Below are 18,711 nucleotides of genomic sequence, written 5' to 3' on the forward strand. Positions count from 1 at the left end.
GTCGTCTCGGCGCGATGCCGCTGCGCTCCCCATCGAGGCGTCCGCTACGCGAACGCCTCGATCGGCGGGCACGCGCAGACCAGGTTGCGGTCGCCGTACGCCTGGTCGATGCGGCGCACGGGCGCCCAGTACTTGTTGCGGACGAGGGAGTGCACCGGGTAGACCGCCTGCTCGCGCGTGTAGGGGTGCGTCCACTCCCCCGCGATGACGGACTCCGCGGTGTGCGGGGCGTTGCGCAGCGGGTTGTCCTCGGCCGGCCACTCGCCGCGGCCGACGGCGTCGGCCTCGGCCTTGATCGCGATCATGGCCTCGACGAACCGGTCGAGCTCCGCGAGGTCCTCCGACTCCGTCGGCTCGACCATGAGCGTGCCCGCGACCGGGAACGACATGGTCGGCGCGTGGAAGCCGTAGTCGATGAGGCGCTTCGCGACGTCGTCGACGGTGACGCCCGTCTCGGCGGTGAGCGGACGCAGGTCGAGGATGCACTCGTGCGCGACGAGCCCGTTCTCCCCCGTGTAGAGCACCGGGAAGTGGTCGCGCAGGCGCGCGGCGACGTAGTTCGCCGCGAGCACCGCGGTCGCGGTCGCCTGCTTCAGTCCCTCGGCGCCCATCATGCGGACGTACGCCCACGAGATCGGAAGGATCGACGGGCTGCCGTAGGGCGCGGCCGAGACCGGCCCGCCGCCGTGCTCGACGCCGCCGGCGTGGTCGGCGCGCTGCGCCATCGGGTGGCCGGGCAGGTACGGCGCGAGGTGCGCCTTCGCCGCGACCGGTCCGACTCCGGGGCCGCCGCCGCCGTGCGGGATGCAGAACGTCTTGTGCAGGTTGAGGTGGGACACGTCGCCGCCGACGTCGCCGAACCGCGCGAAGCCGAGCAGCGCGTTGAGGTTTGCGCCGTCTATGTAGACCTGGCCGCCGGCGTCGTGCACGGCCTGCGTGATCGACTTCACCTCGTGCTCGTAGACGCCGTGGGTCGACGGGTAGGTGATCATGAGGGCCGCGATGTGGTCGGCGTTCGCGGCGATCTTCGCGCGCAGGTCGTCGAGGTCGACGTTGCCGAGCTCGTCGGTCGCGACGACGACGACCTTCATGCCCGCGAGCACCGCCGACGCGGCGTTCGTGCCGTGCGCGCTCGAGGGGATCAGGCAGACGTCGCGCTGGTCGTCGCCGTTGGCGAGGTGGTAGCCGCGGATGGCGAGGAGGCCCGCGAGCTCGCCCTGGCTGCCCGCGTTGGGCTGCAGCGAGACCGTGTCGTAGCCGGTGACCTCGGCGAGCCAGCTCTCGAGCTGCTCGATGAGCCCGAGCGAGCCCACGACGTCGGCCTCGGGCGCGAAGGGGTGCAGGTTCGCGAACTCGGGCCACGTGACGGCCTGCATCTCGGTCGCCGCGTTGAGCTTCATGGTGCAGGAGCCGAGCGGGATCATGCCCTGGTCGAGAGCGTAGTCGCGGTCGGCGAGGGTCTTGAGGTACCGCATCATCTGCGTCTCGGACTGGTGCGTGTTGAACACGGGGTGCTCGAGGTACGACGACGTGCGGCGCTGCGCCTCGGGCAGGCTCGCGGGGAGCTCGCGAAGCGCGACCGGCACCTCGATCCGCGGGTCGAACCCGAAGGCCTCGACCACGAGCGAGAGCTCGGCGCCCGTGGTCGTCTCGTCGACGGCGACGTGCACGGTCGCCTCGTCGGCCTCCCACAGGTTCAACCCGAGCTCACGTCCGCGCGCGACGACGTTCGCGGCGAGCCCCGGCACGTGCACGCGGATCGTGTCGAAGTAGGCGTCGTGCGCGAGGGTGAGCCCGAAGCCGGTCAGTGCGTCGGCGAGCGCCGTCGCCTTCGCCGCGGTGGTCACCGCGATGTGGCGGATGCCTCGCGGCCCGTGGTACACGGCGTACATCGACGCCATCACGGCGAGCAGCACCTGCGCGGTGCAGATGTTCGACGTCGCCTTCTCGCGGCGGATGTGCTGCTCGCGGGCCTGGAGGCTGAGCCGGTAGGCGGGGTGGCCCGCGGCGTCCTGCGAGACGCCCACGAGGCGGCCGGGGAGCTGCCGCTCGAGGCCCTTCCGCACGGCCATGTACCCGGCGTGCGGGCCGCCGAAGCCCATCGGCACGCCGAAGCGCTGCGACGTGCCGACCGCGACATCCGCCCCCAGTTCGCCCGGGCTCGTGATGAGCGCCATGGCGAGCAGGTCGGCGGCGACCACCGCGAGCGCTCCCTGCTCCTTCGATGCGGCGATGACCGCCGACGGGTCCCACACGCGACCCGACGCACCCGGGTACTGCACGAAGACGCCGAAGTGCTCGCCGAGTGCGGCGACGTCCGTCGTCGCGTCGAGGTCGGCGACGACCAGCTCGATGCCGACGGCCTCGGCGCGCGACGCGAGCAGCGCGTGCGTCTGCGGCAGCGCGTCGGCGTCGACGACGAAGCGGTTCGACTTCGACTTCGAGGCGCGGCGCGCCAGGAGCATGCCCTCGACGACGGCGGTGCCCTCGTCGAGCATCGACGCGTTGGCGGTGTCGAGCCCGGTGAGGTCGGTGACCATCGTCTGGAAGTTGATGAGCGCCTCGAGCCGGCCCTGCGAGATCTCGGGCTGGTACGGCGTGTAGGCCGTGTACCAGCTCGGGTTCTCGAGCACGTTCCGCTGGATCACGGCCGGCGTGATCGTGCCCGAGTAGCCGAGGCCGATCATCGACGTGCGCACGGTGTTCGCGTCGGCGAGCTCGCGCAGCTCGGCCAGCGCCTCGCGCTCGGTCGCCGCGGCCGGGATGACCGAGTCGAGCACCTCGTGCATGCGGATGGCGCTCGGCACGGCGGCGTCCATGAGCGCGTCGAGCGAGTCGTAGCCGAGCGCGGCGAGCATCCACTCGTGGTCGCGCGGGGTCGTGCCGATGTGCCGGCGCCCGAAGGCGTCGACGTCGAAGGCCGGGGAGGTGCTGGTGGTCATCGTCTTCCTCGGGGTGGGACTACTCGCCCGTCAGGGCGCGGTACTCGTCGTGGCTGAGCAGGGCGGGCAGCGACGTGGTGGTGAGCTTCAGGAGCCATCCGTCGCCGAAGGGGTCGCTGTTGACGAGCTCGGGCGAGTCGACGACGGCCTGGTTGGACTCGACGACCTCGCCGTCGACCGGGGCGAACAGCTCGCCGACCGACTTCGTCGACTCGATCTCGCCGACGACGGTGCCGGCGACGACCGTGCTGCCTGCATCCGGGAGGTCGACGTAGACGACGTCGCCCAGCTTCTCGGCGGCGTAGTCGGTGATGCCGACGGTGACGGTGTCGCCGTCGACCTTCACCCACTCGTGCTCGGCGGTGTACTGCAGTTCGCTGCGGTCGGTCATGGGGTGCTCCTCGTGATCGTGTGGTGCTGGTCCGGCGACGCGGCCGCCGGCGGGTTCGTGGTCAGGCGCCGCGCTTGTAGAAGGGCAGCGAGGTGACGGATGCCGGGACGCGCGTGCCGCGGACGTCGACGAAGAGCGGCGAGCCGGCCTCCGCCACGTCGGGCGCGACGAACGCCATGGCGACGGGGTGGCGGAGCGTGGGCGAGAGGGCGCCGGAGGTGATCTCGCCCACTTCCCGGGCGTCCTCACCGGCGCCGTCGAACACGGCGTAGCCGGCCCGCGGCGCGCGACGCCCCTCGGCCGTGAGACCGACGAGCACGGGCGCACCGTCGGCGGGGCCCTGCTCGATCGCGGCGCGGCCGACGAAGTCGCCCTCCTTGGTGAGGGCGACGACCCGGCCGAGACCGGCCTGCACGGGGAAGATGTCGCGAGAGAGCTCGTGTCCGTAGAGCGGCATGCCCGCCTCGAGGCGCAGGGTGTCGCGGCTCGCGAGCCCGCACGGCACGACGCGCGGCCCGCCGGTCTCCTGGAGCGCCTCCCACAGGGCCTTCGCGCGCTCGGGCGCGACGTAGAGCTCGAAGCCGTCCTCGCCGGTGTAGCCGGTGCGGGCGACGAGCACGGGCGCACCCTCCCACGTGGCGGCGATCGCACGGTAGTACTTCAGGGCGGCGACGGCGGCGACGAAGTCCTCCTCGTCGTTGCCGGGGCCCTCGATACCGAACCCCGGGGTCTGCTGCAGCACCTCGAGCGCGTCGGGACCCTGCAGGGCGACGAGCGCGATGTCGTCGGACTCGTCGAAGACGTCGGCCTCGAACGGCGCGGTGCGCGCGCGGAGCTCCTCGGCGACGACGTGTCGGTTGGCGGCGTTCGCCACGACCATGTAGCGGTCGGGGCCGGTGCGGTAGATCACGAGGTCGTCGATGACGCCGCCGTCGCGGGCGAGGAGGAGCGAGTACTTCGCCTGCCCCTCGACGATCGCCGACAGCTTGCCGGCGAGCGCGTAGTCGAGGGCGTCGGACGCCTCGGGCCCGACGACCAGGATCTCGCCCATGTGCGAGAGGTCGAAGAGGCCGGCGTGCTCGCGCACGGCGTGGTGCTCGGCGAGGTCGCTGGAGTACCGGACCGGCATCTGCCATCCGGCGAAGTCGGTGAACGACGCGCCCGCGGCGCGGTGCACCTCGTCGAGGGGGCTGCGGCGCTCGGTGGTGCCGGGGTCGGTGGTTCCGGGTGCGTCGGTCACGAGTTCTCCAGGATCGCGCGGATCACGCGGCGGTCGCCGCGGAAGAACTCCCCCTCTGTCATGGGCCTGAGAGCTTCGCGACGCCCCGGGGGAGCTGTGCTTTCACCTTCGGCGGGAAGCCGCCGTTGCGGCATCCGCTTTTCAGAGTCGGCCTCGTCATCGCGGTGATGCGACCTGAGAGATTGGCGGGGAGGCTTGCTCCTTCGGTGCCGAACGGTTCCCGGAGGTTCCGGCCGGCTCTCCCGCGATGCGTCGATGGCCCGGTATGCGGTTGTCGGGGGCAGTCTACCAACGCGCGCGCCCGGGTCTGCGCGCGCGACCGTGCGCGCGCGTCGCGACCGTCCTCGTCACGCGATTCGCGTTCGTGTCACGGCGACTGTAAGCTGTGCTCCATCGACTTAGCGTCACGGTGACTCTAAGCAGGCGAGAGGGGCGAACGGATGTCGCAGCACGACGCGCACGCGCGCCTGGCCGTCTCGACGGTCATCTTCGCCCTCGCCCCCGACCAGGCCGACGGCGTCGCCGACGACCGCGAACGCCCCGCCAGCCTGCGCATCCCGCTCGTCCGGCGCCTCCGCGAGCCCGGCGTCGGCCGCTGGGCGCTGCCGGGCGGATGGCTGCCCGTGAGCGAGGCGCTCGACGGCGCTGCGGCCCGAACGCTCAACGAGACGACCGGGCTCGCACCCAAGTACCTCGAACAGCTCTACACGTTCGGCGACCCCGACCGCTCCCCCGGCGAGCGCGTCGTCTCGGTCGTCTACTGGGCGCTCGTGCACTCCGACGAGGTCGAGCGCGCCGTCTCCGATGAGAACGTCCGCTGGTTCGACGAGGACGCCCTCCCCGACCTCGCCTTCGACCACGCCGCGATCATCGACTACGCGCTCCGCCGCCTCCGCACGAAGCTCGTGTACTCGCGCATCGCGCACGCGCTCCTCGGCGAGCGGTTCACGATGGCCGAGCTCCGCCGCGTGCACGAGGCCGTCCTCCGGCGCCGACTCGATCCCGCGAACTTCCGCCGGACGATCGAGGCGTCGGGAACCCTCATCGACACCGGCGAACGGCTCGCGGGCACGCGACACCGCCCGCCGGCCCTCTACCGCTTCGACCCCGCCCACTCGCCCGTGGCGTCGCCCTCACCGGCGCCGACGGCGCCGCCCCACGCGGCATCCGCCACCGCATCCACGACCAGGCCCGGAACGCACAGCAAGGAACCGCAATGAGCACCACCGCAACCACGCCCGAGCGCGAGGTCCGCCTCGCGGCATCCGTCGATCGCACCATCCGGCTCATCACGACCGGGAAGGCCGCCGGCGAGACGTGCACGCCCGACCTCGCCAAGGGGCCGTGGGAGTTCGACGCCGGCCCCGCCGGCTACGGCCCGGGCTCCTCGATGGGCGACGTGATACCGACCGGGTCGCCGCGCCAGGGCGCGCTTCCCGCCGAGTACCGCGAGGCCTCCGACGCCGAGCTGCACGACCGCATCCGGGCCGCGAAGGCGACGCTCGGCGAGAAGGTCGTCATCCTCGGCCACTTCTACCAGCGCGACGAGGTCGTGCAGCACGCCGACTTCACGGGCGACTCGTTCCAGTTGGCGAACGCGGCCATGACGCGCCCCGACGCCGAGGCGATCGTGTTCTGCGGCGTGCACTTCATGGCCGAGACCGCCGACCTGCTCTCGCGTCCCGACCAGGCCGTGATCCTGCCGAACCTCGCGGCGGGCTGCTCGATGGCCGACATGGCCGACGAGTCGGGCGTCGCGGAGTGCTGGGAGCAGCTCGAGGAGGTCTACGGCGACCTGGCCGCGACCGACGCGTCCGGACGCGTGCCCGTCATCCCGGTGACCTACATGAACTCGTCGGCGGCGCTCAAGGGCTTCGTGGGCCGCAACGGCGGCATCGTCTGCACCTCGTCGAACGCGAAGACCGTGCTCGAGCAGGCGTTCGAGCGCGGACAGCGCGTGCTGTTCTTCCCCGACCAGCACCTCGGCCGCAACACCGCGAAGGCCATGGGCGTGCCGCTCGAGGCCATGCCGATGTGGAACCCGCGGAAGGCCCTCGGTGGCAACACGGCCGACGAGCTCGCCGACGCGCGGGTCATCCTGTGGCACGGCTTCTGCTCGGTGCACAAGCGCTTCACGGTCGACCAGATCGAGCGCGCCCGCGCCGAGCACCCCGGCGTGCAGGTCATCGTGCACCCCGAGTGCCCGATGCCGGTCGTCGATGCGGCGGATGCCGCGGGCTCGACCGACTTCATCGTGAAGGCGATCCAGGGGGCGCCCGCCGGCTCGACGTTCGCGATCGGCACCGAGATCAACCTCGTGCAGCGCCTCGCGGCCGAGCACCCGGAGCACGAGATCTTCTGCCTCGACCCGGTGGTCTGCCCATGCTCGACCATGTACCGCATCCACCCCGGCTACCTCGCCTGGGTGCTCGAGGAACTCGTCGCCGGTCGCGTCGTCAACCGCATCTCGGTCGGCGAGGACGTCGCGGTACCGGCCCGACTCGCGCTCGAGCGCATGCTCGCGGCGAAGCCCCCGGCCTCGGTGCCGGTGCCCGCCGGCTCGACGATCGCGGCGGCGACGGACGCCGCGGCCGCGCGTTCGGCCGCCGCCCCGCCCCCCTCGGCGACCGGGGCCTGACATGACCGCCGTGCTCGTCGTCGGCTCCGGCATCGCCGGACTCTGGACGGCGATCCGCGCCGCCGAGGCGGGCTGCGACGTCACCGTCGTGACGAAGGCCGCGATCGGCGAGGGCTCGACTCCGTGGGCGCAGGGCGGCATCGCCGCGGCGGTCTTCGCCGGCGACGCCCCCGCCCGTCACGCCGCGGACACGCTCGCCGCGGGCGCCGGGCTCGGCGACCCCGATGCGGTCGACGTGCTCACGACGGAGGGCCCGGCCCGCATCCGGGACCTGATCCGCTTCGGCGTCGCGTTCGACCGCGACGAGTCCGGCATCGCTCGCGGACTCGAGGCGGCGCACTCGCGCGCCCGCATCCTGCATGCCGGCGGCGACGCCACCGGTGCGGCGATCGAGACGGCGCTCGTCGCGACGGTCCGGCGGCGCGGCATCCGGGTGCTCGAGCACGCGACGCTCGTCGACCTCGTCGTCGAGCGCGGCACGGTGACGGGCGCGCGGGTGCTCGTCGAGGGCGGGGCGGAGGGCACCGACCCGATTGATGGCACCGACCCGGCTGACGCCGCGGGACCGACGGACGGCCACGACCCGACGGATGCCGCCGATCCGACGGAGGTCGCCGCCGGCGCCGCACGAGTCGTCGAGCTCCCGGCCGACGCCGTCGTGCTCGCGACGGGCGGCGCGGGCGTGCTGTACGCCCACACGACCAACCCCGACGTCGCGACCGGCGACGGGGTCGCGGCCGCGGCCCGCGCCGGGGCGGAGGTGGCCGACCTGGAGTTCGTCCAGTTCCACCCGACCGCACTGGCCGTGCCCGGGACGCCGCTCATCTCCGAGGCCGTGCGCGGCGAGGGCGCCGTGATCCGCGACGCGGACGGCCGCCGGTTCCTGCTCGACGTCGACCCGCGCGGCGAACTCGCCCCGCGCGACGTCGTCGCGCGGGGCGTCTGGCGACGGATGTCCGAGCAGGGCGGTGAACCCGTGCGCCTCGACGCCACCGCGCTCGGCGCGGAGTTCCTCGCGCGGCGCTTCCCGTCGCTCGACCGGGCATGCCGGGCGGCGGGCTTCGACTGGTCGCGCGAGCCCGTGCCGATCGTCCCGGCGGCGCACTACGCGATGGGCGGCATCGTCACCGACCTCGACGGACGCGCGAGCCTGCCCGGGCTGTGGGCGGTCGGCGAGGCCGCGCGCACCGGCGTCCACGGCGCGAACCGGCTCGCCTCGAACTCGCTCCTCGAGGGTGCGGTGTTCGCCGAGCGCGCCGCGCGCGCCATCGCCGCCGAGCGTTCCCCCGCGGCATCCTCGCCCGCCGCGGCCGCCTCGCCCACCGCGGCCGCCGCGCCGTCGGGAGGAGGAATCCCGCGACACGCCGAACGTGGCGGTCCCGGGCTCGGCGCGTCGGCCGGAATCTCCTCCGGAGCGTCGACTCAGCCGAGCCGACCGAGCCGGCCGACCCAGCCCGCGCAGCGGACCCAGCCGATCGACCGCGAGGCGCTCCGGCAGCTGATGTGGCAGCACGTCGGGCTGGAGCGTGACGCGTCGGGCCTCGCCGAGGCATCCGCCCGACTCGACGGATGGCACGCCCCGGTCCCCGTCGATCGGCGGAGCGTCGAGGACCGCAACCTGCTCGACCTCGCCCGACTCACCGTCGCCGCCGCGCTCGCCCGCACCGCGAGCGTCGGCGCGCACACGCGCACGGACGCCGCGGCCCCCGCCGCCGGCCGCGCCACCACCGAGACCCCCGAGCGGAAGGCCGCCTGATGACCGAGACCCGCGAGATCGAGCGGATCGTGCTGATGGCGCTCGACGAGGACGCCCCGTGGGGCGACCTCACGGGCGAGACGCTGATCCCCGAGGCTGCGAGCGCGACCGCCGAGCTCGTCGCGCGCGAGCCCGGCGTCTTCAGCGGGGCCCGCGTCGTCGAGGCGACGTTCCGGCTCGTCGACCCGCGGATCTCCGTCGAGGTGCTCGTCGCAGACGGGGCGCGCTTCGCGGCGGGCGACGTGATCGCGCGCGTGGCCGGGCCGGCCCGCGGCATCCTGCGTGCCGAGCGCGTCGCGCTGAACCTCGTGCAGCGGATGTCGGGCGTCGCCACGCTGACCGCGCGCTACGTCGACGCGGTCGCGGGCACTCGGGCGCGCATCGTCGACACGCGCAAGACGACGCCGGGCCTGCGCAGCCTCGAACGGCAGGCCGTGCGCGACGGTGGTGGGCGCAACCACCGACGCTCGCTGTCGGACGCGATCATGGCCAAGGACAACCACCTCGCCGTGCTCACCGCCGATGGCGCCGACCTCGCCGAATCGCTGCGCGCCGCGCGCGAGCGGATGCCGCACACCGCGCACCTCGAGGTCGAGGTCGACCGGGTCGAGCAGATCCCCGCCGTGCTCGCCGGCGGCGCCGACACCATCATGCTCGACAACTTCGACCTCGACGCGCTGCGCGAGGGCGTCGCGCTGATCGACGGCCGCGCGATCGTCGAGGCGTCCGGAGGCGTGAACCTCGACACGGTCGCGGACATCGCGGCCACGGGCGTCGACGTCGTCTCCGTCGGCGCGCTCACGCACTCGGCGCGTGCGCTCGACCTCGGCCTCGACGTCGTCATCGAGGCGGGCCCGGCGTGATCTTCGCCGACCACGCCGCCACGACGCCCGTCCGCCGCGAGGCGCTCGAGGCGATGTGGCCCTACCTCACGGGCGCGTTCGGCAACCCGTCGAGCCGGCACGGCGTCGGCGAGGAGGCCGCCCGCGCGCTCGCGTGGGCGCGCGACACGGTCGCCTCGATCGTCGGACGCCGAGCGGGCGACGTCGTCTTCACGTCGGGCGGGACCGAGGCGGACAACCTCGCCGTGCTCGGCCTCGCACTCGCGAACCCGCGCGGCCGGCACGTCGTCGTCTCCCCAGTCGAGCACGAGGCGGTGCTCGGCGCCGCGGACGCGCTCCGGCGCCTGCACGGGTTCGACGTCGACGACGTCGAGGTCGACGCGACCGGTTCGACCACGCCCGAGGCGCTGGCCCGGGTCATCCGCCCCGACACGACGCTCGTCTCGGTGCAGCTCGCGAACAACGAGGTCGGGACGGTGAACCCGATCCCCGAGCTCGCCGCGGTCGCGCACGCCGCCGGGGCGCTCATGCACACCGACGCCGTCCAGGCCGCCGGATGGCTCCCGCTCGCGATCGACGACCTCGGCGTCGACGCGCTCTCGCTCGCCGGACACAAGGTCGGTGCGCCGAAGGGCACGGGCGTGCTGGTCGTGCGCGGACGGCTGCCGATCGAACCCGTCCTGCACGGAGGCGGGCAGGAGCGCGGGCGCCGGTCGGGCACCGAGAACGTCGCCGGAGCGGTGGCGTTCGCGACGGCCCTGCGGCTCGCCGAGGACGAGCGGGCGGATGCCGCGGCACGCGTCGGCGCTGCGACGTCCCGCTTCCGGGAGCTCGTCGCGGCGTCCGTACCGGGTGCCGTGCTCACGGGCCACCCGTCGCGGCGGCTGCCGGGCACCGTGTCGTACGTCTTCCCAGGGACGGGCGGCGAGGCCGTGCTGCTCGAGCTCGAGCGGCGCGGGGTCGTCGTCTCGAGCGGGTCGGCATGCGCGGCGGGCAGCGACGAGCCCTCGCACGTCCTGACCGCGATGGGCTTCGCACCCGAGGTCGCCCTGACGGCCGTGCGGTTCTCCTTCGGCGGCGACGTGGCCGAGGCGGATGCCGCGATCGCGGCGGAGGCCCTCGCCGACGCGGTGTCGGCGGTGCGCGGTATCGTCCCCTGACCGGGCCGAGCGACGTCGCCGCGCCGGTCGGGGGAACCAGGTCGAATGCATGCGCCTGCATGCATCGTCCGGATCGGGAATAGCGCACTCGCGCCGGCGGGTTGCATTCCTCGTTCGCCCGGCGCGGAGCGGCACCGCCGCGCGCCCGCCGAGCCGAGCAACGACGAGACGCAGAGACGACAGGACGCACCGTGAGCGAACGATCCGCACCAGACACCGACTCGATCAGGGTGGCCCACCACCACGGCGTCGACGCCGTGGCCGACGCCGAAGCCGCCGACCGCGCCATCGACCAGCACATCGTCGCCGCCCGCCCCGAGCACGGCGCGCGCAACACCCGCGTGATCTGGCTCCTCCTCGCCGCGACGTTCACGGTCTTCCTCAACGAGACCATCATGAGCGTCGCGATCCCAGAGCTCGTCGACGACCTCGGCGTGACGCTGTCGGCCGCACAGTGGCTGACGACGGCGTTCATGCTGACGATGGCCGTCGTGATCCCGATCACGGGCTTCCTGCTCCAGCGCTTCCCGACGCGGCCGATCTTCGGTGCCGCGATGACGCTGTTCTCCGCGGGCACCCTGCTCGCCGCGCTCGCGCCCGGATTCGAGGTCCTGCTCGGCGGCCGCATCATCCAGGCCACGGGCACCGCCATCATGATGCCGCTCCTCATGACGACGCTCATGACGGTGGTGGCCCCGGCCGACCGCGGCCGCTTCATGGGGCGCGTGTCGATCGTCATGTCGGTCGCACCCGCCATCGGGCCGGCGATCTCGGGGCTGATCCTCAACACGCTCGGCTGGCGCTACATGTTCTGGCTCGTGCTGCCCATCGCCGTCACGATGCTCGTCATCGGCCTCCGTCGGGTCGAGAACGTGAGCGAGACACGGGTCTTCCCCATCGACGTGTTCTCGGTCGTGCTCTCCGCATTCGGCTTCGGCGGCCTGGTCTACGGACTGAGCCTCGTCGGCGAGGTCGCGAGCGGCCGTGCGCCCGGCGATGCCGTTCCGATGTGGATCGCCCTCGCGGTCGGCGCGCTCGGCATCACGGCGTTCATCGTCCGGCAGCTCGTCCTGCAGCGCAGGGACCGAGCCCTCCTCGACCTGCGCACGTTCCGGTCGCGCAACTTCGCCGTGTCGATCGGCCTCATGGCCGTGATGATGGCCGCGCTGTTCGGGACCATCATCCTGCTGCCGATCTACCTGCAGGACGTGCTCGGCCTCGAGCCCCTCGCGACCGGGCTCCTCGTGCTTCCCGGCGGCCTGGTCATGGGCCTGCTCGGACCCACCGTCGGTCGCCTGTACGACAAGGTCGGCCCGACGCCCCTGCTCGTCCCGGCGAGCATCGGCGTGAGCGCGGTGCTGTGGTCGCTGACGCTCGTCACCGAGACCACGCCGCCCTGGATGATCCTCATCGCGCACGTCGTGCTCTCGATCTCGCTCGCGTTCATGTTCACGCCGCTGTTCACGACGGCGCTCGGCTCCGTCGAGCCGCACCTGTACTCGCACGGGTCGGCGATCGTCGGCACGCTCCAGCAGGTCGCCGGAGCGGCGGGCACCGCGCTCTTCATCACTGTGATGACCGCGACCGCCGCCGGCGCGACCGCGGGCGGCACGGCGGAGATCGCCGCGCAGGCGGCCGGCGTGCGCAACGCCTTCCTCGTGGGCGCGATCGTCTCGCTGCTCGCGATCGTCGGCGCGACGCTCGTTCGTCGACCGGCCGACATGCCGTCCGGTGGCGCACCCGCGCACTGAGCGGTCCCCGCAGACGACGAAGGGCGCCCTCCGGCAGGAGGGCGCCCTTCGTCGTCAGTGCGGTCGAATCCGACATCAGCCGCAGTCGGGGCGGCAGGTGCGCTGCGACAACGCGTCGACGAGCACCGTGCCGAGATCCTCGGGCTTGGTCGCCGAGTACGCCCCGCCCTTGGTCGCCTTCGCGATCTTCTTCATGGCGTCGAGGTCGGTGTCGGGGCCGAAGCCGATCATGATGACGGCGACCGGCTTGGTCGGGTCCTCGAGCTTCTCGAGCTCGGCCAGCAGCTTGTCGAGGCCGATGCCGTTCTCGTCCTCGTTCTTGCCGTCGGTGATGACGAGCACCGAGTTGACCTTGTCGGGGTCGTACGACTCCTGCACCCGCTTGAAGGCCGCGAGGGTCGTGTCGTAGAGTCCGGTCGCCCCGCCGAGGCGGGCCGGCAGCGACCCGATGATCTCCTGGATCTGCTGCGTGTGCGAGGCGTCGGCGAGCGGCGCGATCGGCGAGAGGTCCTCGTAGTCGAGATCGCCGTTCCGCGCGGTCGAGAACACCCACACGCCGAGCTCGACCTCGCCGGAGAACTTGGACATGGCGCCGACGGCGGCCTGCTGGAAGATGTCGATCCGACGGAGGCCGTTCTCGGCCGGCTCCTCCATGGAGCCCGACACGTCGATCACGGCGAGCATGCGCGATCGCAGCGTCAGGACGCCCCACGAACGCAGGATCTCGATCTGCGCCGCGGCGTCCAACTCGGTCTGCGTCGGCGGTGCGGTCGCAGCGACACCCGGCGAGTCGACCTCGCCCGACCCGTCGGGCGCACGGAAGCCGGCCTCCAGGAAGTGCTCGGTCGCCGTGCCGAGCGCGGCCTCGAAGCGGTCGAGGTTCGCGGAATCGACGTCGCCGATGCGCACGAACGGGTAGTCGAGCGCGATCGTGCCCTCTTCGGGATAGGCGGCGACGAGCGGCGCGGCAGAGGAATCGGAGTTGTGCGCGGCGACGCTCGCCTCGCTCGTGAGCACGACGGTCGGCGTGCTCGCCGACGCGACGGTGCTCATGGCGGCGTCGGCCGTCGCGGGGATCGACTTGCCGAGCGCGATGAGCGCCCCGGCGAACTGCCGCGGGTCATCGGGCGACGACTGGCCCTTCAGGGCGTACAGGCTCGCGAGGCTTGCGGCGGATGCCTCGGGGTCGGGCAGGAGCGCCGGCAGCGTGCCGTTCAGCACGCGCGCCCAACTGACCGGCTCGGCCGCGAGCTCCTGCGCCTCGCTGGCGGGTGCCGCGAAGACGACGGGCGAGGTCGCGACCGAATCGCCGACGGTCGCCTCGGGCTCGCCGAGGCCCAGCGACGCGGCGGTCGACGCGGTGCGCGTGAGCCAGCTGGTCGAGTCGGGCACCCACGCGTCGGCGGACAGCGTGCCGGACGCGAGCTCGGCCGCGGTGTCGGCGGAGTCCTGGGCGCGGACCGCGGTCTCGACGCATCGCTTCGGGTCGGCGTCGAAGTCGGCGGCGAGCTCCGCGATCGCCGGGGCGATCGAGGGGTCGGCGACGATCGAGAGCTCCTCGATCTCCTCGCACGCCGGCTCGTCGGCCGAGGCGAAGATCGGGTTGAGGTGACCCCCCACCCACAGGTAGACGCCGGACGCGACGATGCCGATGACCGCGACTCCGGCGACGATGGACAGGATGAATCTGCGGCTCGGCGTCTTCGCCGGAGCCGCGACGCTATGACGTCCCACGGACACTCCAAGCCGACCGGCACTGTCGGGGGGCGCCGATCCCAGTCTGAACGGGTTCCCCCGTTCAGGGGGAAGGGTGTTGCCAGCATAGGCGAACATGAGCGATCGGCGAATTCTCCTTCCACCGGTCGCGCGAACCATACGCGGCGCCCGTGTGCAACCCCTGTTCGCGAGCCGACGTGGTGCGCTTGAGTGACCTGAACTGACGAAGGGACGTGCGAACGTGGACAGCAGCACCACCATCTGGATCGTCGTGGGCGTCATCGCCTTCCTGGTCGTGGTCGCGGCGATCGTGCTCATCGCGACCGCCGGTCGTCGGCGCGAGGCTCGGGCCGAGGCCCAGCGCGCCCACGCGGCGGAGATCCGCGAGCAGGCCGCGCAGACCGACCGCGAAGCGCGCGAGCGCGAGGCGAAGGCCATGCAGGCGGATGCCGCGGCGCGCGCCGCGGAGGCCGACGCCGCCCGCGCGCAGCTCGAGGCCGAGCGGCTCGCCGAGTCGAGCCGCGAGCACCGCGACCAGGCCGCCGAACTGCGCGACGCGCAGGCGGAGCAGGAGCGACGCGCGATGGAGGTCGACCCGGATGCGACCCCGGCGGACGCGCCCCCGGCGAACGCGGAAGCGGCTCCGGCACCGGTACCCGCGGCGGCGCCGCACACCGCGGCCACGGACGATGCCCGACAGGACGAGCGGCGCGCCGACACGGATCCCGCTCCCGCCGCAGCGGAGCAGGTCGAGACGACGTCGGCGGAGCACGTCGAGACGACGTCGGAGGTCCCGGCGCGGACCGCGACCGACGACGATGACCGGGTCGACGCCGACCAGCACGCGCCCCGGCACGCTCGCGAGGCCTGAGCCGGTCGGCGGGAGGCCGCGGACACGGCGGCCCCCGTCCGCGCCCCGATGCACCGGCAGAAGGCGCACCTCGCGAACGTGGTGGGGATGTCGCAGCACGTGGACGGCGGCCGCGTCGCGACCAAGCCCTGTGGTCGCGCAGGCGCGCGATGACGACGGCGAGGGGTTCGGTGCGGCGCCGAGCTGAGGCCGGCGGTCGATCAGCCGAACACGTGCCGGATGCCGAGCGCGTCGTCGATCTCGTCGTGCAGGTCGTCGAGGCGGCATCCGTCCGGGCACCGGTAGTCGGTCACCGCGAGGCCGGCGTCGCCCATCGTCGGCACCACCGTCACGAGCACCGCGGCCGTCTCGCCGCACCACGGGCAGCGGATGCGGTTCCATCGCTCGCTCACCATTCCCTCCCCTCTTCTCCCGTCGGCGGTTCGCCGTCGTCGGGGTCATCGCGCGGATCGTCGAGGGGGCCGTCTCGATCGTCGTCCGCGCGGTCGAGCGCCTCGGCGATCTCGGCGTCCAGGTCATCGGTCGACGCCCACGACGTGGTGAGCACCTCACGCGCACCGAGCGTGAGCTCGACGAGCTCGGTGAGCAGCGAGCGCAGGCTCGTCGAGGCGAGCAGGCGCATCTGGTCGAGCGGCGTGAGCGGGGCGATCCCCGCGAGCTGCCACGCAGCCACGGACGGTTCATCGCTCAACGCCGCGTCGGCATCCCAGGGGAGCTCGACGAACTCGCTCGCCCGGGCGATCGTGCGGCGGACGACGAGCTCGGCCTTCTCCAGGAGCGGCCGCAGGCTCTCGTCCCACTCGAGTTCCGGCAGGTCGCGGACGACGGCGGCGGGGTGCGGGTCGTCGGGCAACCACTCGACGACCTCGATGCGCCGCCCTCCACGGGCGATGACCGCGAGGTGGCCGTCGGTCGCACCGAGCTCGGTGACCCGCGCCACCGTGCCGACGCCGAACCGCCGCTGCGTCTCGGCGCCTGCGGCCTCGCGCCCACTCTCGATCAGCACGACGCCGAACTCGCTCGGCTCGGCGTCCAGGATCCGCGACATCATGACCAGGTACCTCGGTTCGAACACGCGCAACGCGAGCGGCATGTGCGGGAAGAGCACGCTGCCGAGCGGGAACATCGCGAACGAACCCATGCGAGCATGCAAGCACGCGCGCGTGACGCCGTGCGGGGACCACAGGTCTCTCGCGGCATCCCCACAGCCCGCTCGGAGGGGCTACTTCACGAGCCGCGAGAGCACGCGATCGGCGAGCGGGGTGCCGCCGGTCTGGCACGTGGGGCAGTACTGGAACGTGGAGTCGTGGAACTCCACCTGCCGGATCGTATCGCCGCACACCGGGCAGGCCTGACCGGTGCGTCCGTGGACCCGGAGGTTCCGCCGCTTGGCGTCCTTCAGCTCGGCGGCGGGCCTGCCGGATGCCTCGGCGAGCGCCTCGCCGAGCGTGCCGCGCATCGCCGCGAAGAGTCGCTCGACCTCGGCCGGGTCGAGGGTCGCGGCGATCTTGTACGGGGACATCTTCGCGGCGTGGAGGATCTCGTCGGAGTACGCGTTGCCGATCCCGGCGAGCACGGACTGGTCGCGGAGGAGCCCCTTGATGCGCGTTCGGCGTCCGCCCAGGACCTCGGCGAACCGGTCGAGCGTGAAGTCGTCGGCCATCGGGTCGGGGCCGAGCCTCGCGACGCCGGGCACCTCGGCCGGGTCGCGGACGACGTACACCGCCAGCGACTTCTTCGTGCCCGCCTCGGTGAGGTCGAAGCCCGCGCCGTCGTCGAGCCGGATCCGCAGCGCGATCGGCGACCGGCCGGGTCGGAGCACCGTCGCCGGGAGCTCGTCGTACCAGCGCAGCCAGCCCGCGCGCGCGAGGTGGAAGACGAGGTGCAGGGGCCCGGCCTCGCCGCCGCCCGAGGCATCCGCGCCGCCCAGCTCGACATCGAGGAACTTGCCGTGCCGGACCACCGAGGCGATGGGACGGCCCTCGATCGCCTGCAGGGGCGGATCGAAGGTCTTCAGCGCGGCGATCGCGGCGACCCGGGCGGACGTGATCGCATGCCCGGCCGTGCGCCCGCTGAGGAACTCGGCGAGCGCCTGGACCTCGGGCATCTCCGGCACGCGTCCATGGTCGCACCGCGCGACGACATCCGCGACCGGGTTTCCGGATCAGCCGGCGGGCGTCGGCGCATCGCCGATCGCCGCCAGCTCCTCGATCGCCTCGGCCGTCAGTTGCAGGCCGCCGACGCCGTTCGCCGCGCGCATGAGCCGCTCCAGCCACGCCCGGTCCAGGGCGAGCACGTCGTCGACGTCGTATCGGACGACGATCGACATGGCCGGGTGGACCATCACCTCGTCGCGGCGCCCGTGGGGAGCGATCCACCCGACGACGACGGGCTCGTGGACGCGGAGCTTGGCGATGACGACGGCGTGAACGTGGGCGAGCACGGGGTCGGGGAGATCGATCCGCGAGATGCGGCCGACGTGGAGCGTTCCCAAACGGGGTCCTTCCGGGCATGGCGATGGAACGGGTCAGGCCGTCGATCGCCCGGGTGTCCCGGGACGTCCGCGTGGTCGAACTCCGCGCGGTGACCGACGGCCTGTCGCGGGCTTCGGGGACCCGCGCAGTCAGTTGTACGGACTGTTCCCGGATCGCGGGAGGGACTTGACACGGACTGCCCGCGCGTGCTGGCGCGGGCCGAGGGGCGTCAGTCGACGCGGTGCGCGGCCTCGAGGAGCGCGGTGAGCTCGTCGCGCAACCGCTCGAGCCGTTCGACCGGGTAGCCGAGGCGCGCGACGACCTCGCCGGGTACGGCGAGCGCGCGTTGGCGCAGCGCCTCGCCCTCGGCGGTGAGCTCGACGTCGACCGCGCGCTCGTCGGCCGCGCTGCGACGGCGCGTCACGAGCCCGGCCGCCTCGAGTCGCCCGACCAGCGGACTGGCGGTCGCGGACTCGAGGTGGAGGCGGTCGGCGATCTCGCGCAGCCGGAGCGGGCTCTGCTCCCACAGCGCGAGCATGACGAGGTACTGCGGGTGGGTGAGGCCGAGCGGGTCGAGCGAGGGGCGGTAGAGCCGCACGACCTCACGGCTCGTCGCGGCGAGCGCGAAGCAGAGCTGGCGGTCGAGCTCGAGCGGGTCGATCATCCGACCAGAATAGTCTGTACACTAATCATTCGTGCACGAACAGAAATTGCCGAACCCGTGGAAGGGCGTTCCCGGGTTCTGGTCTCGCGTCAACCAGTTCCTCTACCCCGTCGCCGGGCCCGCCCAGGTCGGCATCGGCCGACCGGAGGCTCCGTACGTGCCCCCGACCGATCCCACGTGCCCGTTGTGCGGCGCCCCGATGGCCGAGCACCGCATCGATCGCGGGGATGCCACGACTCCGACGCACCTCCACTGCCCCTGATCGG

General features: G+C 73.0%; 17 protein-coding genes and 2 riboswitches. Of the genes, 8 read left to right on the forward strand and 9 right to left on the reverse strand.

Annotation, left to right across the window (positions count from 1 at the left end; translation table 11 throughout):
- Positions 1-44: 44 nt before the first annotated feature.
- The 3 genes from gcvP to gcvT all read right to left on the reverse strand — a co-directional run bounded on the left by gcvP (position 45) and on the right by gcvT (position 4,573).
- Complete coding sequence (gene gcvP / locus ABME02_RS12525; protein WP_353815674.1) at positions 45-2,942, reverse strand: aminomethyl-transferring glycine dehydrogenase; 2,898 nt, start codon at positions 2,940-2,942, stop codon at positions 45-47.
- Between the two features lie 19 nt (positions 2,943-2,961).
- Positions 2,962-3,333, reverse strand: coding sequence for a glycine cleavage system protein GcvH (gene gcvH, locus ABME02_RS12530; RefSeq protein WP_353815675.1), 372 nt, complete (start codon positions 3,331-3,333; stop codon positions 2,962-2,964).
- A gap of 61 nt (positions 3,334-3,394) precedes the next feature.
- Positions 3,395-4,573 carry a glycine cleavage system aminomethyltransferase GcvT gene (gcvT, locus tag ABME02_RS12535; protein WP_353815677.1) on the reverse strand — a complete coding sequence of 393 codons (1,179 nt, stop codon included), beginning with the start codon at positions 4,571-4,573 and terminating at the stop codon, positions 3,395-3,397.
- A gap of 45 nt (positions 4,574-4,618) precedes the next feature.
- Positions 4,619-4,724: riboswitch (glycine riboswitch) on the reverse strand.
- A gap of 1 nt (position 4,725) precedes the next feature.
- Positions 4,726-4,828: riboswitch (glycine riboswitch) on the reverse strand.
- A gap of 185 nt (positions 4,829-5,013) precedes the next feature.
- On the opposite strand from gcvT, the gene ABME02_RS12540 reads away from it, so the two are divergent.
- The 6 genes from ABME02_RS12540 to ABME02_RS12565 all read left to right on the forward strand — a co-directional run bounded on the left by ABME02_RS12540 (position 5,014) and on the right by ABME02_RS12565 (position 12,720).
- Positions 5,014-5,793 carry an NUDIX hydrolase gene (locus ABME02_RS12540; protein WP_353815678.1) on the forward strand — a complete coding sequence of 260 codons (780 nt, stop codon included), beginning with the start codon at positions 5,014-5,016 and terminating at the stop codon, positions 5,791-5,793.
- Positions 5,790-7,211 carry a quinolinate synthase NadA gene (gene nadA, locus ABME02_RS12545; RefSeq protein WP_353815679.1) on the forward strand — a complete coding sequence of 474 codons (1,422 nt, stop codon included), beginning with the start codon at positions 5,790-5,792 and terminating at the stop codon, positions 7,209-7,211. Before ABME02_RS12540 ends, nadA begins: the two co-directional genes overlap by 4 nt.
- Position 7,212: 1 nt before the next feature.
- Complete coding sequence (locus ABME02_RS12550) at positions 7,213-8,967, forward strand: L-aspartate oxidase (RefSeq protein ID WP_353815680.1); 1,755 nt, start codon at positions 7,213-7,215, stop codon at positions 8,965-8,967.
- Positions 8,967-9,830, forward strand: coding sequence for a carboxylating nicotinate-nucleotide diphosphorylase (gene nadC, locus ABME02_RS12555; protein WP_353815681.1), 864 nt, complete (start codon positions 8,967-8,969; stop codon positions 9,828-9,830). The genes ABME02_RS12550 and nadC overlap by 1 nt, the downstream gene beginning before the upstream one ends.
- Positions 9,827-10,969: a cysteine desulfurase family protein gene (locus ABME02_RS12560; RefSeq protein ID WP_353815682.1), complete on the forward strand. Its 1,143-nt coding sequence runs from the start codon at positions 9,827-9,829 to the stop codon at positions 10,967-10,969. The genes nadC and ABME02_RS12560 overlap by 4 nt, the downstream gene beginning before the upstream one ends.
- A gap of 257 nt (positions 10,970-11,226) precedes the next feature.
- Positions 11,227-12,720: an MDR family MFS transporter gene (locus tag ABME02_RS12565; protein WP_436408268.1), complete on the forward strand. Its 1,494-nt coding sequence runs from the start codon at positions 11,227-11,229 to the stop codon at positions 12,718-12,720.
- A gap of 75 nt (positions 12,721-12,795) precedes the next feature.
- Here the strand turns inward: ABME02_RS12565 and ABME02_RS12570 are convergent, their stop codons facing one another.
- Complete coding sequence (locus tag ABME02_RS12570) at positions 12,796-14,454, reverse strand: VWA domain-containing protein (protein ID WP_353815683.1); 1,659 nt, start codon at positions 14,452-14,454, stop codon at positions 12,796-12,798.
- A 223-nt stretch (positions 14,455-14,677) separates the two neighbouring features.
- Here ABME02_RS12570 and ABME02_RS12575 point away from each other — a divergent pair, with 223 nt between their 5' ends.
- The gene (locus ABME02_RS12575; protein WP_353815684.1) at positions 14,678-15,307 is read left to right on the forward strand and encodes a cation:proton antiporter; all 630 of its coding nucleotides are present in this window, start codon (positions 14,678-14,680) and stop codon (positions 15,305-15,307) included.
- Positions 15,308-15,507: 200 nt separating this feature from the next.
- On the opposite strand, the gene ABME02_RS12580 is transcribed toward ABME02_RS12575, so the two are convergent.
- The 5 genes from ABME02_RS12580 to ABME02_RS12600 all read right to left on the reverse strand — a co-directional run bounded on the left by ABME02_RS12580 (position 15,508) and on the right by ABME02_RS12600 (position 18,445).
- Positions 15,508-15,699: a hypothetical protein gene (locus tag ABME02_RS12580; protein ID WP_353815685.1), complete on the reverse strand. Its 192-nt coding sequence runs from the start codon at positions 15,697-15,699 to the stop codon at positions 15,508-15,510.
- The gene (locus tag ABME02_RS12585) at positions 15,696-16,448 is read right to left on the reverse strand and encodes an LON peptidase substrate-binding domain-containing protein (RefSeq protein WP_353815686.1); all 753 of its coding nucleotides are present in this window, start codon (positions 16,446-16,448) and stop codon (positions 15,696-15,698) included. Before ABME02_RS12585 ends, ABME02_RS12580 begins: the two co-directional genes overlap by 4 nt.
- A gap of 81 nt (positions 16,449-16,529) precedes the next feature.
- Positions 16,530-17,423 carry an Fpg/Nei family DNA glycosylase gene (locus tag ABME02_RS12590; RefSeq protein WP_353815687.1) on the reverse strand — a complete coding sequence of 298 codons (894 nt, stop codon included), beginning with the start codon at positions 17,421-17,423 and terminating at the stop codon, positions 16,530-16,532.
- A 48-nt stretch (positions 17,424-17,471) separates the two neighbouring features.
- Positions 17,472-17,801 carry a DUF7882 family protein gene (locus ABME02_RS12595; protein ID WP_353815688.1) on the reverse strand — a complete coding sequence of 110 codons (330 nt, stop codon included), beginning with the start codon at positions 17,799-17,801 and terminating at the stop codon, positions 17,472-17,474.
- Between the two features lie 209 nt (positions 17,802-18,010).
- The gene (locus tag ABME02_RS12600; RefSeq protein ID WP_353815689.1) at positions 18,011-18,445 is read right to left on the reverse strand and encodes a MarR family winged helix-turn-helix transcriptional regulator; all 435 of its coding nucleotides are present in this window, start codon (positions 18,443-18,445) and stop codon (positions 18,011-18,013) included.
- 31 nt (positions 18,446-18,476) lie between these two features.
- On the opposite strand from ABME02_RS12600, the gene ABME02_RS12605 reads away from it, so the two are divergent.
- Positions 18,477-18,707 carry a hypothetical protein gene (locus tag ABME02_RS12605; protein ID WP_353815690.1) on the forward strand — a complete coding sequence of 77 codons (231 nt, stop codon included), beginning with the start codon at positions 18,477-18,479 and terminating at the stop codon, positions 18,705-18,707.
- Positions 18,708-18,711: the final 4 nt, after the last annotated feature.

The sequence above is a fragment of the Agromyces zhanjiangensis genome (assembly GCF_040496055.1).
GTDB classification, from domain to species: domain Bacteria; phylum Actinomycetota; class Actinomycetes; order Actinomycetales; family Microbacteriaceae; genus Agromyces; species Agromyces zhanjiangensis.